The organism is Sandaracinobacteroides sayramensis (assembly GCF_022014495.1).
Taxonomy (GTDB): domain Bacteria; phylum Pseudomonadota; class Alphaproteobacteria; order Sphingomonadales; family Sphingomonadaceae; genus Sandaracinobacteroides; species Sandaracinobacteroides sayramense.
In genome coordinates, this window is record NZ_JAKLSQ010000009.1 from 19,496 (window position 1) to 31,811 (window position 12,316).

Here is a 12,316-nt window from a genome sequence, read left to right on the forward strand (position 1 = left end):
CGCGTTTCGCGCCAGCCTTGACAGCCCGGTTCACGGCCCGGCAAAGCGTGAGGAAGCAACAAAGGCTTGATGGGAGCGCTGGCGCTCCCCTTGCGGACTTGATCGGCTGCGTCGCAGCCGATCACGGAGCAGTATGTTCCAGATCGAATCAGGTTATCGTTTCGGTCAGGAACGGACCTTCGCTCACAACATCTGCCTGAACTTGACGGAAGACCAGACTCTGGAATCGTCCTATTTACCGCCGATTGTACGCCACAGTACGACAGCACGAAAAATCCTCTTGCGCGCGCGTGGCGGCTTGGTCTGACTGGACCAGGGGCATCCAGAAACAAGCAGCAGGAGGCAACTCTGCCATGCCCACACCAGATCGTATCGTCCGCCTGAAAACCGTCCTCGCCCGCACCGCCCTGTCCCGGTCCACCATCTACCGCAAGATCGCCGAGGGCACGTTTCCGCCCCAACTCAGGATCAGCGTCAACGGCGCGGGATGGCATGAATCCGACATCGACCGCTGGATCGCCGATCCCGCCGGCTGGCGGCCACCAATGACAACGACTGACAGAATGGACGCCAGCCCCACGTAGTTCAGAGATCGTCGTCCAGTTCGTCGTCGTGAACCTCGGCGGCACGTCGCTTCGCGTCGGCGATCAGCTTCTTGGCGGATTCGCCCCTTACCCAAGCGTCGAGCATGTCAGCCCAGCATTGAAGCATGATCTTCCGCTCGGCGAGGTAGCGGTTCACGTTGTAGACTGCCGCGATCCGGTTCCGGGGCGCGTGGGCCAAGCTCATCTCGATCCAGCGATCATCGAACTTGGCGCGGTTCAGGCCGGTCGAGAACGTGCGGCGCAGGTCGTGAACACCGAAGCTCTGAAAATCCGGGTCATTCTCGCGGATGCGCTCTACGACCGTGTCGATCACGCGGTTGAGCGTGGCGTTGCTGATGGGCGTATCGCCGTCGTATCGACCGGGGTGGAGGTATCGACTGGCACCGAACATGGTGCGGAACGCCGTCAGAATGTCAAGCGCCTGATCGCTCAGCGGAACGACATGCGCCTTGCCGGCCTTCATGCGCTCGGCCGGGATAGTCCACCGCGCGGCGGCGAAGTCGATTTCCTTCCATGTGGCGTCGATGAACTCCGACTTGCGGACGCCGGTCAGCAGGACAAACTTCACCGCTGAACGTAGCGTGGGAGCCGCCGCCACATGATCCAAAGCCGTCAGAACCGCGCGGACCTCTGACGGGGATAGGGCGCGGTCGCGCGGCTCGAAAGTCGCGATGGCGCTGGTGCGGATCGACTCGGCCGGGTTGCTCACATCCAGCCCACTTCCTTGGGCATGGCGGAACACCAGCAATACGACCTCGCGGACATGCACGGCGACGGCCGGCCCGCGCTTCTCCTTAACCTCGTCGCACAGACGTTTGAGACGCTGTGGCGTCACCTCCCCCAGCTTGAGCTTCGACAGCTCTCCCGCGATGGCGCGATCATAGACGGATCGGCGCATCGCCAAGGTGCTGTCGGCCAGTTTCTCGGCCCCCGACTTGGGATCGGCTTTGTGCTTGAAATAGGCTTCCGCCCACCCGCCAAACGTGACCGCTGCGGCTGACGCGGTGCGCTTTTCCACCTTGGCTTTCGATGGGGACTCGCCACGCTCGACCTGACGCCGCGCCCGCGCCAGCAGCGCTCTCGCCTCCGCAAGCGATACTTCCATTCCGTATTCCAGCGCGTCGGGCGCCCGTGTCAGCTTGCGCGCCGCGTCGGCGCTGTACCGGCCGATAGTCAAGACCTCCTGCCGCCCGTTCACCCGGTACTGATACCGGAACGAGATGACCCCGGTCGGGGTAACAGCCGCGTACATCCCGTCGCGGTCCGCTACCTTGTAGAGCTTGGGCCTTGGCTTCAGATTTTTCAGTTGTTTATCAGTGAGTTCGCTCATAAATCCGCATCCGGCCGGGGGGCGAACGAATACCATCAACAGGCGCTGTTGGTACCGGAAGCCCGTTTCTCGACCATCCTGCGCCATACCATCATCGATACCAACAAAGTGGCTCGGCTGGGGTGACATGCAGTGATACGGGGTAGGAAGAAAAAACCTTGTCAGTCAAAGAGTTGGTGCGATCTTCAGCACGGAGCGAGACGGTCTGAAACGACCTTAATTCACTCCCACTCGATGGTGCCGGGGGGCTTCGAGGTATAGTCGTAGACCACGCGGTTGATGCCGCGCACCTCGTTCACGATGCGGGTGGCGACGCGGCTGAGGAAAGCGGATTCGAAGGGGAAGACATCCGCTGTCATGCCGTCCACCGAGGTGACCGCGCGCAGGCCGCAGACGCGGTCGTAGGTGCGGCCGTCGCCCATCACCCCCACCGTGCGGACGGGAAGCAGAACCGCAAACGCCTGCCAGATCTCGTCGTAGAGGCCGGCGGCGCGGATTTCCTCCAGATAGACGGCGTCGGCCTGGCGCAGGATGTCGCAAGCCTCCTGCGTGACCTCGCCGGGGATGCGGATGGCGAGGCCCGGCCCCGGGAAGGGGTGGCGGCCGACGAAGGCGTCGGGCAGGCCCAGTTCGCGGCCCAGAGCCCGGACCTCGTCCTTGAACAGTTCGCGCAGCGGCTCGACCAGCTGCATGTCCATGCGTTCCGGCAGGCCGCCGACATTGTGGTGGCTCTTGATGGTGACCGAGGGGCCGCCGGTGAAGCTGACGCTTTCGATCACGTCCGGGTAAAGCGTGCCCTGCGCCAGGAACTTCGCGCCGCCGATCTTCTTCGCCTCCGCCTCGAAGACGTCGATGAAGGTCTTGCCGATGAACTTGCGCTTGGCTTCCGGGTCGGTGACGCCCGAAAGTCCGCCGAGGAAGGTTTCGCTGGCGTCCACCGCCACCAGAGGGATGTTGTAATGGTCACGGAACAGGCGGACGACTTCGGCCGCCTCGTTGAGGCGCATCAGACCATGGTCGACGAAGACGCAGGTGAGCTGCTCGCCGATCGCCTCGTGGATGAGGACGGCGGCGACCGCGGAATCCACCCCCCCCGACAGGCCGCAGATCACCCTGCCGGCGCCGACCTGGGCGCGGATTTCGGCGATCTTGGTTTCGCGGAAGCTCGCCATGCTCCAGACCGGCTTCGCGCCGGCCACCTTCAGCACGAAATTCTCGATCAGCGCCCGGCCGTCCGGCGTGTGCACCACTTCCGGGTGGAACTGCACGCCGTAGAGCCCGCGCGCCTCGTTGGCGATGAAGGCGAAAGGGGCGCCTTCGGAGGCTGCCACCACTTCGAAGCCCTCGGGCAGGCTGTCCACCCGGTCGCCGTGGCTCATCCAGACCAGATGTTCGGCGCCGTCCGACCAGACGCCTTCGAACAGGCGGCAGGGTGCCACCACGCGCACTTCGGCGCGGCCGAACTCGCGGGTGCTGCCGGGGAGGACGCGCCCGCCCAGCGCCTTCACCATCGCCTGCTGGCCGTAGCAGATGCCGAGCACCGGCACGCCGGCTTCCAGCACCTGCGGCGGCAGTTCCGGGCTGCTGGCCTCGGTGACGCTGGCCGGGCCGCCGGAGAGGATGATGGCCTTGGGCCGCAGCCGTTCCAGAGCGGCCGCAGCCGCGTGGAAGGGCACCACTTCGCAATAGACATGCGCCTCGCGCACGCGGCGGGCGATGAGCTGGGTGACCTGGCTCCCGAAGTCGAGAATCAGGACGGTGTTGGCTTGGGCTTCGGCGGAGATCGACATGGCGAGCCCATAAGGCCCGAATCGCCCCGACGCCAGTGGGGGCGGGGTTCAGTCTTCCTCGGCCTGGCCCTCGATCTCCGCGAGGATGTTCCGCCACTTGTCGTCCAGCGGCTTCGGGCGCCGCGTGGCGCGGTCCACATAGACATGGACGAAGAAGCCCTGGGCCGCCGGCTCCTGCGCGCCCTGCACGAACAGCCCGACTTCGTAGCGCACCGAACTGTTGCCGATGCGGCTGACGGCGATTCCCGCCTGCACTTCCTGCGGGAAGGCGACGGGACGGGCATAGGTGCAGGCGGTTTCCGCCACCAGGCCGATGATCGGGCCTTTCTCGATGTCGAGGAGGCCCTTCTCCACCAGCCAGGCGTTCACGGCGGTGTCGAAGAAGCTGTAATAGACGACGTTGTTCACATGCCCGTAAACGTCATTGTCCATCCAGCGCGTGGCGATCGGGCGCCAGGCGCGATAATTTTTCCTGCCACGCAACGGTGCCCGGCCAGCCATTGGTTTTCTCTTTCTTCAATCTGCGCCCTGAAGTGGTTCAGAGCCGTTCTGCTATCATCGACTTCGGCAGCAGGAGCAGACGCTCGAATCTGTGTGTAGCGTCTGGAAACAGATAATAGAACCTCGTTCGTTCCAGAAGCGCCACGCCGTCCACATGGCGCATCGCATGTGCCACATCCTTCACCGGCGGGCTCCAGCCCACCTTGATTCGCCGTTGCGCTTTCAGCCTCAGGCTTTCGGGCAGCCAGTGGTAGAATGGCAGGCGCGGCGAATGCGGGTCCAGCGGAAATCCGGCATAAGGTGTCTGCACATAGTAGCTCGGCGCCAGGCGCTGAACCTCCCGGGCGAAGGCCGCCATTTCCGGAAACCGGCCCACATGCTCGATGACGGAATTGCTGTGCACCATGTCGAAGCTGTTGTCGGCATAGTGCGCCAGATCGCAGGCATTTCCCGTTTCCGCATTGAGGCGCTCTGTTGTGCTCTGATTTGACGCCAGCTCGCTTTCGACATGGTTCACGCAGGTGACGACGATGTCGTTCCGCTCCAGAAATTCGACGCCGACCTGGCGCCAGTATGCGAAGGTTCCGCCCAAATCGATGATCCGGAATGGGCCCTCGCCGCCGCGTGCCAACCGCGCCTTTTCAATAAAGCCTCTGAGATCGATATTTCGGGCGTCCCGAAAATGGGCGGACATATTGTCCAGCCACTTGCCATGCCCCTTTGTATCACCAGTCACACCCTACCCCCCCGTAGTCGAGACTCTATACAGGGAGACTGCGTAACAGAAAAAAGGCGGACTGAACATTGTCCAGCCCGCCCATGAACAGATTTGAATAGTCTCAGGCCTCGACGGCATCCTCGCTCTGGACGGGGCCGGAATCCTGGCCCTTGGCGCTGACGTCGCGGTCCACGAACTCGATGACCGCCATGGCGGCCTGGTCGGAGGCGCGGAAGCCGGCCTTCAGCACGCGCACATAACCGCCCTGGCGGTCGGCGTAGCGCGGGGCCAGCACCTCGAACAGCTTCACCAGTTGCGCGTCGTCCTGCAGGCGGGCGTCGGCGAGGCGGCGGTTGGAAAGGCCGCCCTTCTTGGCGAGGGTCACCAGCTTTTCGATATAGGGGCGAAGTTCCTTCGCCTTGGGCAGCGTGGTGGTGATCTGCTCATGCTTGATGAGGCTGGCCGACATGTTCTTCAGCATCGCCATGCGATGCTCGGTGGTCCGGCCGAGCTTCCGGTGGGCAACTTTATGACGCATGATCCATTCTCCGTTCGTCGGGGAGCCGTGCAAGGTACTCCGAGCCAGGCCTCCTTACCCCGAGGCCCCTTTGGGGTTTTGCCGGCCGGCGGGGTTCAGCCCCGCCGGCCGGGCGTGTATCAGAATTCCTGTTCGAGCTTCTTCGCGAGATCCTCGATATTCTCCGGCGGCCAGCCGGGGATATCCATGCCGAGGCGCAGGCCCATGGAGGCCAGCACTTCCTTGATCTCGTTCAGCGACTTGCGGCCGAAGTTCGGCGTGCGGAGCATTTCCGGCTCGCTCTTCTGCACCAGGTCGCCGATGTAGATGATGTTGTCGTTCTTCAGGCAGTTCGCCGACCGCACCGAAAGCTCCAGCTCGTCCACCTTCTTCAGGAGGTTGCGGTTCATCATCACGTCGGTCGGCTCTTCCGCCACCACGCCGCCGGCGACCGGCGCCGCGGCGATCGGGCGGGCGACCGGCTCCTCGAAGTTGATGAACAGCTGCAGCTGGTCCTGCAGGATGCGCGCGGCATAGCCGACCGCATCTTCCGCCGGCACCGAACCGTCGGTCTCGACCGTCAGCGTCAGCTTGTCATAGTCGAGGTCCTGGCCGACGCGGGTGGGTTCCACCTTGTAGGCCACCTGCCGCACCGGCGAGTAGAGCGCGTCCACCGGGATCAGGCCGATCGGCGCGTCGGCCGGGCGGTTCTGCGCGGCGGGGACATAGCCCTTCCCCGTCTGCACCGTCAGTTCCATGTTGAAGGTCGCGCCTTCGTCCAGCGTGCAGATGACGAGATCGGGGTTCGAAATCTCGATGTCGCCCGAAACCGCGATCTGGCCGGCCGTCACTTCGCCGGGGCCGGAGGCCGACAGCGACAGGCGCTTCACCTGGTCGCCCTGCATCTTCACGACGATCTGCTTCACGTTCAGCACGATGTCGGTCAGATCCTCGCGCACGCCCGGCAGCGAGGAGAATTCGTGCAGCGCCCCGTCGATCTTGATCGCCGTCACCGCCGCGCCCTGCAGGCTCGACAGCAGCACCCGGCGCAGCGCGTTGCCGAGCGTCAGGCCGAAGCCCCGCTCCAGCGGCTCGGCCACGAACAGCTTGCGGGCGCGGCTGCCGCCGGACTTCACTTCCAGCGCGTTCGGCTTCTTCAGTTCCTGCCAGTTCTTCGCATAGGCTGCTGACACGTTCATCTCACCTTCGCTTTTGCGGCTCGCCCCACAACCAGTGCCCGGGACGGACCGCCTGTTTCGTGCCTACACCGGCGCGCCCACGGACGGCGCGCCTGTCCGGCCCGGCGTTGCCGCCGGCCCGGCAACCCATCGTCAGACCCGACGGCGCTTCGGCGGGCGCACCCCGTTGTGCGGGATGGAGGTCACGTCGCGGATGGACGTGATCTGGAAGCCGACCGCCTGCAGCGCGCGAAGCGCCGATTCGCGGCCCGAACCCGGCCCCTTCACCTCGACTTCGAGGGTGCGGACTCCATGCTCGGCGGCCTTCTTGCCGGCGTCTTCGGCGGCGACCTGGGCGGCGTAGGGCGTCGACTTGCGGCTGCCCTTGAAGCCCATGGTGCCGGCCGACGACCAGGCAATCGCATTGCCCTGCGCGTCGGTGATGGTGATCATGGTGTTGTTGAAGCTGGCGTTCACATGCGCGACGCCGGCCGTGATGTTCTTGCGCTCGCGGCGCTTCAGCCTTTCGGGTGCGCGTGCCATTACTTCTTCTTCCCTGCGATCGGCTTGGCCTTGCCCTTGCGGGTGCGGGCGTTGGTGTGGGTGCGCTGGCCGCGGACCGGCAGGCCCTTGCGGTGACGCAGGCCACGGTAGCAGGCCAGGTCCATCAGCCGCTTGATGCTCATCGCCGTGTCGCGGCGAAGGTCGCCTTCCACCACATAGTCGCGGTCGATGGTCTCGCGGATCGAAAGGACTTCGGCGTCGGTCAGGTCCTGCACGCGGCGCTCGGGCGGGAAGCCCAGCTTCTGGGTGATTTCCCTGGCGCGCGTGCGGCCGATTCCGTGAATATAGGTCAGCGCGATTTCCACGCGCTTGTTGGTGGGGATGTTGACCCCTGCAATACGTGCCACAAACTGCTCCTGCTCCACAGGGCGCCTTGGGCGGGGCGCCCCATCTCTATGCGTGCCGCCTTCCCGCAACACCAAAATCCTGCCGCCGGAACGGTCCGGGGGCCAAGCTGCTCGCGCGCGGGAATCGGAAGCAGCGTCGCTAAAGGGCCGGGCGGCTTGTGTCAAGCGCGCACGGCGAATTTCAGCCGGCTGTCAAGCCATATTCGTCGGGCGGATAGCGCGCCGGGCCGGAAGGAGAAGCCTTGGCCGCCCTGCCCCGCCCTTTGGCCCTGTCAGCGGCCGTCGAGATAAGCGGCGATGGCTTCGCCCACCGCGCCCATGTCGGCCATGCCGTCCACGCGCCGGACGAGCCCGCGCTCCGCATAGATGGGGAGGATCGGCGCCGTCTTGGCGCGATACTCGGCCATGCGCGTGCGCACGGTTTCCTCATTGTCGTCCGGGCGGCGCTTGAATTCGGTACCGCCGCACTTGTCGCAGACGCCCGCTACCTGCGGCTGCTTGTAGCGGTCGTGATAGCCTTCGCCGCATTTCGCGCAGGTGTAGCGGCCGGTGATGCGGTCGACCAGCGCATCCTCGTCCACCTCCAGCTCGATCACATGGTCGAGCGTGCGGCCGCGCGAGGAGAGCAGCCCGTCCAGCAGCTCGGCCTGCCGCGCGGTGCGGGGGTAGCCGTCGAAGATCACGCCCTTTTCCAGCGGGATCCCGTCCAGATGCTCGCCGAGGATTTCGCCCATCAGCTCGTCGGGGAACAGCTTGCCGGCCTTCATGATCTCGTCGGCCATCTTTCCGACTTCGGTTCCGGCCTTCACCGCGGCGCGCAGTATGTCCCCGGTGGAAAGCTGCACCATGCCGCGCTCGGCCACCAGCCGTTGCGCCTGCGTGCCCTTCCCGGCGCCCGGAGGCCCCAGCAGGATGATGTTCGCGGCCGTCTTGCCCCCTTCGATCGTCAACGTCGTCCTCCGGTCCTCAGCTTGGCCTTCTTGATGAGGCCTTCATATTGGTGCGCCAGCAAATGCCCCTGAATCTGCGCCACCGTGTCCATCGTCACATTGACGACGATCAACAGGGAGGTGCCGCCCAAATAGAAGGGCACGGCCATGCGGCTGATCAGGAACTCCGGCATAAGGCAGACGAATGTCAGATAGGCGGCGCCGACGACGGTGATTCGAGTCAGCACATAGTCCAGGTAGACGGCCGTCTTCTCGCCGGGGCGGATGCCGGGCACGAAGCCGCCGTGCTTCTTCAGATTGTCGGCCGTTTCCTCCGGGTTGAAGACGACGGCGGTGTAGAAGAAGCTGAAGAAGATGATTCCGGCCGCGTAGAGCGCCATGTAGAGCGGCGCGCCGTGCTGCAGCGCGGTCGTCACCGACAGCAGCCATTCCGGGCCGCCTTCCTGGCCCATGAACTGGGCGATGGTCAGCGGCAGAAGCAGCAGCGACGAGGCGAAGATCGGCGGGATGACGTTCGCCGTGTTCAGCTTCAGCGGCAGGTGCGAGCTGTCGCCCTGGAACATGCGGTTGCCGACCTGGCGCTTGGGATATTGAATGGGGATTCGCCGCTGCGCGCGCTCCATCAGGCAGATGAAGGCGACCACGGCCAGCGCCAGCACGATGATGACCATGATGAAGCCGGGCGAGATGGCGCCGGTGCGCCCCTGCTCCAGAAGGCCGCCGAGCGCCATCGGGATCTGGGCGACGATGCCCGCCATGATGATGAGCGAAATGCCGTTGCCGATGCCGCGGCTGGTGATCTGCTCGCCCAGCCACATCAGGAACATGGTGCCGCCCAGCAGCGTGATGATGGTGGAGATGCGGAAGAACCAGCCCGGATCGATCACCGCCGAAGCCCCGGCGGACGCGCCCCAGCTTTCGAGGCCGACGGCGATCCCATAGCCCTGGAAGATGGTGAGGACGACGGTGCCGAAGCGGGTATATTGGTTCAGCTTCTTGCGGCCGCTTTCGCCTTCCTTCTTCAGCGCCTTCCACGGCTCGTAGATGGAGCCCATCAGCTGCACCACGATGGAGGCAGTGATGTAGGGCATGATGCCGAGCGCGATGATCGACATCCGCTCCAGCGCGCCGCCCGAGAACATGTTCACGAAGTCGAGCATTCCGCCCGCCGTCTGGGTGAACAGCTGGGAAAGCGCCTGCGGGTCGATTCCGGGCAGCGGCACGAAGGAGCAGAGCCGGAAAACGATGAGAGCGCCTATGGTGAACCACAGGCGCTTCTTGAGGTCGGTCGCCTTGGAGAAGTTGGCGAAGCTCAGATTCTGGGCAAGCGTGTCGGCGGCTGTCGCCATGGTCTCTTCCTATCAGGGGCCGGACCCGGCGGGCCGGGCGCCAACATCTGCGCTGATGTAGGCGCTCGACCCGCGCAAGAAAAGCCCGTCAGTCAGCAGAAAGCCTTCCGGCTTTAAACCTGAGGCTTCCGGGCCTCAGGCTTCCGGGGCAGCCTTCTTCGCCGGCAGCGTGACCGTGCCGCCGGCCGCTTCCACGGCGGCCTGCGCCGTCTTGGTGACGCCGGCCACATGCAGGTCGAGCTTGGCCTTCAGTTCGCCCTTGCCGAGAAGGCGCACGCCGTCCTTCGGCTGGGTGACGAGGCCGGCCGCCTGAAGCGCCGCCACATCGACCGCCACCGCCACGTCGAGACGGCCTTCGTCCACCGCGCGCTGCAGGGCGCCGATGTTGACTTCGCTGTATTCGCGGCGGTTCGGCTTGTTGAAGCCGCGCTTCGGCAGGCGCATGTGCAGCGGCATCTGGCCGCCTTCGAAGCCCTTGATGGCGACGCCCGAACGGCTCTTCTGGCCCTTCTGGCCGCGACCGCCGGTCTTGCCGACGCCGGAGCCGATGCCGCGGCCGACGCGCACGCGATCCTTGCGGGCGCCGGGGTTGTCGTTGATTTCATTCAGTTTGGTCATTGCACTCGCTTTCGCTTTCTACGCGCCGTGACGGGGAGAGCCTTAGCCCTCCACCTTCACCATATGCTGCACCTTGGCGATCATGCCGCGCACCTCGGGGGTGTCCTGCAGTTCCCGCGTCCGGTTCATCTTGTTGAGGCCGAGCCCGACGAGGGTGGCCCGCTGGTCCTTGGTGCGGCGGATCGGCGAGCCGATCTGCGTGACCTTCAGCGTTTTCGTATCAGCCATTGCTCATTCTCCTCAGGCGACGACCGCGTCGGCGTCGGCCTGGGCCTGCGCGGGCGAGATGTCGCCACGGCGGGCCAGCAGGTCGGCCACCTTCTTGCCGCGCCGCTGGGCGACCGTGCGGGGCGAGGTCTGCCCTTCGAGCGCCGCGAAGGTCGCGCGCACCATGTTGTAGGGGTTGTTCGAGCCGGTCGACTTGGAGACGACATCGGCCACGCCCAGGCTTTCGAAGACGGCGCGCATCGGGCCGCCGGCGATGATTCCGGTCCCCGGCGTCGCCGAGCGGACATGCACCTTGCCGGCGCCGAAATGGCCATAGCCGTCATGGTGCAGCGTGCGGCCTTCGCGCAGCGCCACGCGGATCATCGCCTTCTTGGCCGCCGCGGTCGCCTTGGAAATGGCTTCCGGCACTTCGCGCGCCTTGCCATGGCCGAAGCCGACACGGCCCTTGCCGTCGCCGACGACCACCAGGGCCGCGAAGCCGAAGCGCTTGCCGCCCTTCACCGTCTTCGAGACGCGGTTGATGTGCACCAGCTTCTCGATCAGCTCGGGGCCTTCGTCGGCCTCGCTCTGGCGCGGGTCGCGGCGGCGGCGGTCGCCGTCGCGGCCGCCACGGCCGCCCGGACCGCCGCGGTCGCCGCCCGGGCCACCACGGCCACGGCCACGGCCGCGACGCTCTTCCTGCTGGCCGCCTTCGGCCGCGGGTGCTTCGGTTTGGATCACTTCGTCGGCCATCTCAGAACTCCAGTCCGCCTTCGCGGGCGGCATCGGCCAGAGCCTTCACCCGACCATGAAACAGGAAGCCGCCACGGTCGAACACGACCTTGGAGACACCGGCCGCCTTCGCGCGCTCGGCCAGCAGCTTGCCGATGGTGGCAGCCGCCGCGACCGAAGCGCCCGTGCCGGAGAAATCCTTCTCCAGCGTCGAGGCGGCAGCGAGCGTGCGGCCCTGCGCGTCGTCGATCACCTGCGCGTAGATGTGCAGCCCGGTGCGATGCACCGACAGGCGGGGACGGCCACCGGCCCTGGAAACGAGGGCCGTGCGCACGCGGCGCCGACGGGCCTGGAACGGGGAAAGATGCTTCACCATTACTTCTTCTTCCCTTCCTTGCGGAAGATGAACTCGCCGCGATACTTGATCCCCTTGCCCTTATAGGGCTCGGGCTTGCGCCAGCGGCGGATCTCGGCGGCGACCTGGCCGACCTTCTGCCGGTCGGAGCCGCTGATCTCGACCGTCGTCTGGTCGGGCGTCTTGATCGTGATGCCTTCCGGGATATCGTAGTTCACGTCGTGGCTGAAGCCGAGCTGCAGCTTCAGGGTCTTGCCCTGCACGGACGCGCGATAGCCGACGCCGGTGATTTCCAGCACCTTGGTGAAGCCGTCGGAGACGCCCACCACAAGGTTCGACACCATGGTGCGCTGCATGCCCCAGAAGGCGCGGGCGCGCTTGGTCTCGTTCGCCGGGTTCACCTGGATCTCATTGCCTTCGATGATGTAGGCGATGTCCTCCACGAGCGGCATGGAAAGGGTGCCCTTCGGGCCCTTCACTTCGATGATACCACCGTTGATCGACGCCTGGACGCCGGCCGGGATGGTCACGGGTTTCTTACCGATGCGGCTCATG

At 65.4% G+C, this 12,316-nt stretch carries 17 protein-coding genes; 2 read left to right on the forward strand and 15 right to left on the reverse strand.

Features of this window, described 5'->3' with window-relative positions; genetic code table 11:
- Positions 1–133: 133 nt before the first annotated feature.
- Both L6Q21_RS07265 and L6Q21_RS07270 read left to right on the forward strand, forming a co-directional pair.
- Positions 134–307: a hypothetical protein gene (locus tag L6Q21_RS07265; protein WP_237830131.1), complete on the forward strand. Its 174-nt coding sequence runs from the start codon at positions 134–136 to the stop codon at positions 305–307.
- 46 nt (positions 308–353) lie between these two features.
- The gene (locus tag L6Q21_RS07270; RefSeq protein ID WP_237830132.1) at positions 354–584 is read left to right on the forward strand and encodes a helix-turn-helix transcriptional regulator; all 231 of its coding nucleotides are present in this window, start codon (positions 354–356) and stop codon (positions 582–584) included.
- A gap of 1 nt (position 585) precedes the next feature.
- Here the strand turns inward: L6Q21_RS07270 and L6Q21_RS07275 are convergent, their stop codons facing one another.
- The 15 genes from L6Q21_RS07275 to rplF form a co-directional block, all read right to left on the reverse strand.
- Positions 586–1,935: a tyrosine-type recombinase/integrase gene (locus tag L6Q21_RS07275; RefSeq protein ID WP_237830133.1), complete on the reverse strand. Its 1,350-nt coding sequence runs from the start codon at positions 1,933–1,935 to the stop codon at positions 586–588.
- 221 nt (positions 1,936–2,156) lie between these two features.
- Positions 2,157–3,725 carry a glutamine-hydrolyzing GMP synthase gene (guaA, locus tag L6Q21_RS07280; RefSeq protein WP_237830134.1) on the reverse strand — a complete coding sequence of 523 codons (1,569 nt, stop codon included), beginning with the start codon at positions 3,723–3,725 and terminating at the stop codon, positions 2,157–2,159.
- A gap of 48 nt (positions 3,726–3,773) precedes the next feature.
- Positions 3,774–4,226, reverse strand: coding sequence for an acyl-CoA thioesterase (locus L6Q21_RS07285; protein WP_237830135.1), 453 nt, complete (start codon positions 4,224–4,226; stop codon positions 3,774–3,776).
- A 37-nt stretch (positions 4,227–4,263) separates the two neighbouring features.
- Positions 4,264–4,920 (reverse strand): methyltransferase domain-containing protein, encoded by a 657-nt coding sequence (locus L6Q21_RS07290; RefSeq protein ID WP_237830136.1) that lies wholly within the window; start codon positions 4,918–4,920, stop codon positions 4,264–4,266.
- Positions 4,921–5,065: 145 nt separating this feature from the next.
- Positions 5,066–5,482 (reverse strand): 50S ribosomal protein L17, encoded by a 417-nt coding sequence (gene rplQ, locus L6Q21_RS07295; RefSeq protein ID WP_237830137.1) that lies wholly within the window; start codon positions 5,480–5,482, stop codon positions 5,066–5,068.
- 119 nt (positions 5,483–5,601) lie between these two features.
- On the reverse strand, positions 5,602–6,660 hold the full coding sequence (locus L6Q21_RS07300; protein WP_237830138.1) for a DNA-directed RNA polymerase subunit alpha: 1,059 nt from the start codon (positions 6,658–6,660) through the stop codon (positions 5,602–5,604).
- A 132-nt stretch (positions 6,661–6,792) separates the two neighbouring features.
- Positions 6,793–7,182 carry a 30S ribosomal protein S11 gene (rpsK, locus tag L6Q21_RS07305; protein ID WP_199553356.1) on the reverse strand — a complete coding sequence of 130 codons (390 nt, stop codon included), beginning with the start codon at positions 7,180–7,182 and terminating at the stop codon, positions 6,793–6,795.
- Complete coding sequence (rpsM, locus tag L6Q21_RS07310; RefSeq protein WP_237830139.1) at positions 7,182–7,550, reverse strand: 30S ribosomal protein S13; 369 nt, start codon at positions 7,548–7,550, stop codon at positions 7,182–7,184. Before rpsM ends, rpsK begins: the two co-directional genes overlap by 1 nt.
- 272 nt (positions 7,551–7,822) lie before the next feature.
- Positions 7,823–8,494, reverse strand: a complete 672-nt coding sequence (locus L6Q21_RS07315; protein ID WP_237830264.1) for an adenylate kinase — start codon at positions 8,492–8,494, stop codon at positions 7,823–7,825.
- 2 nt (positions 8,495–8,496) lie between these two features.
- Entirely contained in the window at positions 8,497–9,849 is a 1,353-nt protein-coding gene (gene secY / locus L6Q21_RS07320) for a preprotein translocase subunit SecY (RefSeq protein ID WP_237830140.1), read from the reverse strand.
- A gap of 135 nt (positions 9,850–9,984) precedes the next feature.
- Complete coding sequence (rplO, locus tag L6Q21_RS07325) at positions 9,985–10,467, reverse strand: 50S ribosomal protein L15 (RefSeq protein ID WP_237830141.1); 483 nt, start codon at positions 10,465–10,467, stop codon at positions 9,985–9,987.
- Between the two features lie 42 nt (positions 10,468–10,509).
- Positions 10,510–10,695: a 50S ribosomal protein L30 gene (gene rpmD, locus L6Q21_RS07330; protein WP_237830142.1), complete on the reverse strand. Its 186-nt coding sequence runs from the start codon at positions 10,693–10,695 to the stop codon at positions 10,510–10,512.
- Between the two features lie 12 nt (positions 10,696–10,707).
- The gene (rpsE, locus tag L6Q21_RS07335) at positions 10,708–11,427 is read right to left on the reverse strand and encodes a 30S ribosomal protein S5 (RefSeq protein ID WP_237830143.1); all 720 of its coding nucleotides are present in this window, start codon (positions 11,425–11,427) and stop codon (positions 10,708–10,710) included.
- 1 nt (position 11,428) lies between these two features.
- Complete coding sequence (gene rplR / locus L6Q21_RS07340; RefSeq protein WP_237830265.1) at positions 11,429–11,779, reverse strand: 50S ribosomal protein L18; 351 nt, start codon at positions 11,777–11,779, stop codon at positions 11,429–11,431.
- 2 nt (positions 11,780–11,781) lie between these two features.
- Positions 11,782–12,315, reverse strand: coding sequence for a 50S ribosomal protein L6 (gene rplF, locus L6Q21_RS07345; RefSeq protein WP_237830144.1), 534 nt, complete (start codon positions 12,313–12,315; stop codon positions 11,782–11,784).
- Position 12,316: the final 1 nt, after the last annotated feature.

Excerpts from the sequence above, each read along its gene's own strand:
- L6Q21_RS07265 (WP_237830131.1), top strand. The coding sequence starts at position 134 with ATGTTCCAGATCGAATCAGGTTATCGTTTCGGTCAGGAACGGACCTTC.
- L6Q21_RS07270 (WP_237830132.1), top strand. The coding sequence starts at position 354 with ATGCCCACACCAGATCGTATCGTCCGCCTGAAAACCGTCCTCGCCCGC.
- L6Q21_RS07275 (WP_237830133.1), bottom strand. The coding sequence starts at position 1,935 with ATGAGCGAACTCACTGATAAACAACTGAAAAATCTGAAGCCAAGGCCC.
- guaA (WP_237830134.1), bottom strand. The coding sequence starts at position 3,725 with ATGTCGATCTCCGCCGAAGCCCAAGCCAACACCGTCCTGATTCTCGAC.
- L6Q21_RS07285 (WP_237830135.1), bottom strand. The coding sequence starts at position 4,226 with ATGGCTGGCCGGGCACCGTTGCGTGGCAGGAAAAATTATCGCGCCTGG.
- L6Q21_RS07290 (WP_237830136.1), bottom strand. The coding sequence starts at position 4,920 with ATGTCCGCCCATTTTCGGGACGCCCGAAATATCGATCTCAGAGGCTTT.
- rplQ (WP_237830137.1), bottom strand. The coding sequence starts at position 5,482 with ATGCGTCATAAAGTTGCCCACCGGAAGCTCGGCCGGACCACCGAGCAT.
- L6Q21_RS07300 (WP_237830138.1), bottom strand. The coding sequence starts at position 6,660 with ATGAACGTGTCAGCAGCCTATGCGAAGAACTGGCAGGAACTGAAGAAG.
- rpsK (WP_199553356.1), bottom strand. The coding sequence starts at position 7,182 with ATGGCACGCGCACCCGAAAGGCTGAAGCGCCGCGAGCGCAAGAACATC.
- secY (WP_237830140.1), bottom strand. The coding sequence starts at position 9,849 with ATGGCGACAGCCGCCGACACGCTTGCCCAGAATCTGAGCTTCGCCAAC.
- rplO (WP_237830141.1), bottom strand. The coding sequence starts at position 10,467 with ATGACCAAACTGAATGAAATCAACGACAACCCCGGCGCCCGCAAGGAT.
- rpmD (WP_237830142.1), bottom strand. The coding sequence starts at position 10,695 with ATGGCTGATACGAAAACGCTGAAGGTCACGCAGATCGGCTCGCCGATC.
- rpsE (WP_237830143.1), bottom strand. The coding sequence starts at position 11,427 with ATGGCCGACGAAGTGATCCAAACCGAAGCACCCGCGGCCGAAGGCGGC.
- rplF (WP_237830144.1), bottom strand. The coding sequence starts at position 12,315 with ATGAGCCGCATCGGTAAGAAACCCGTGACCATCCCGGCCGGCGTCCAG.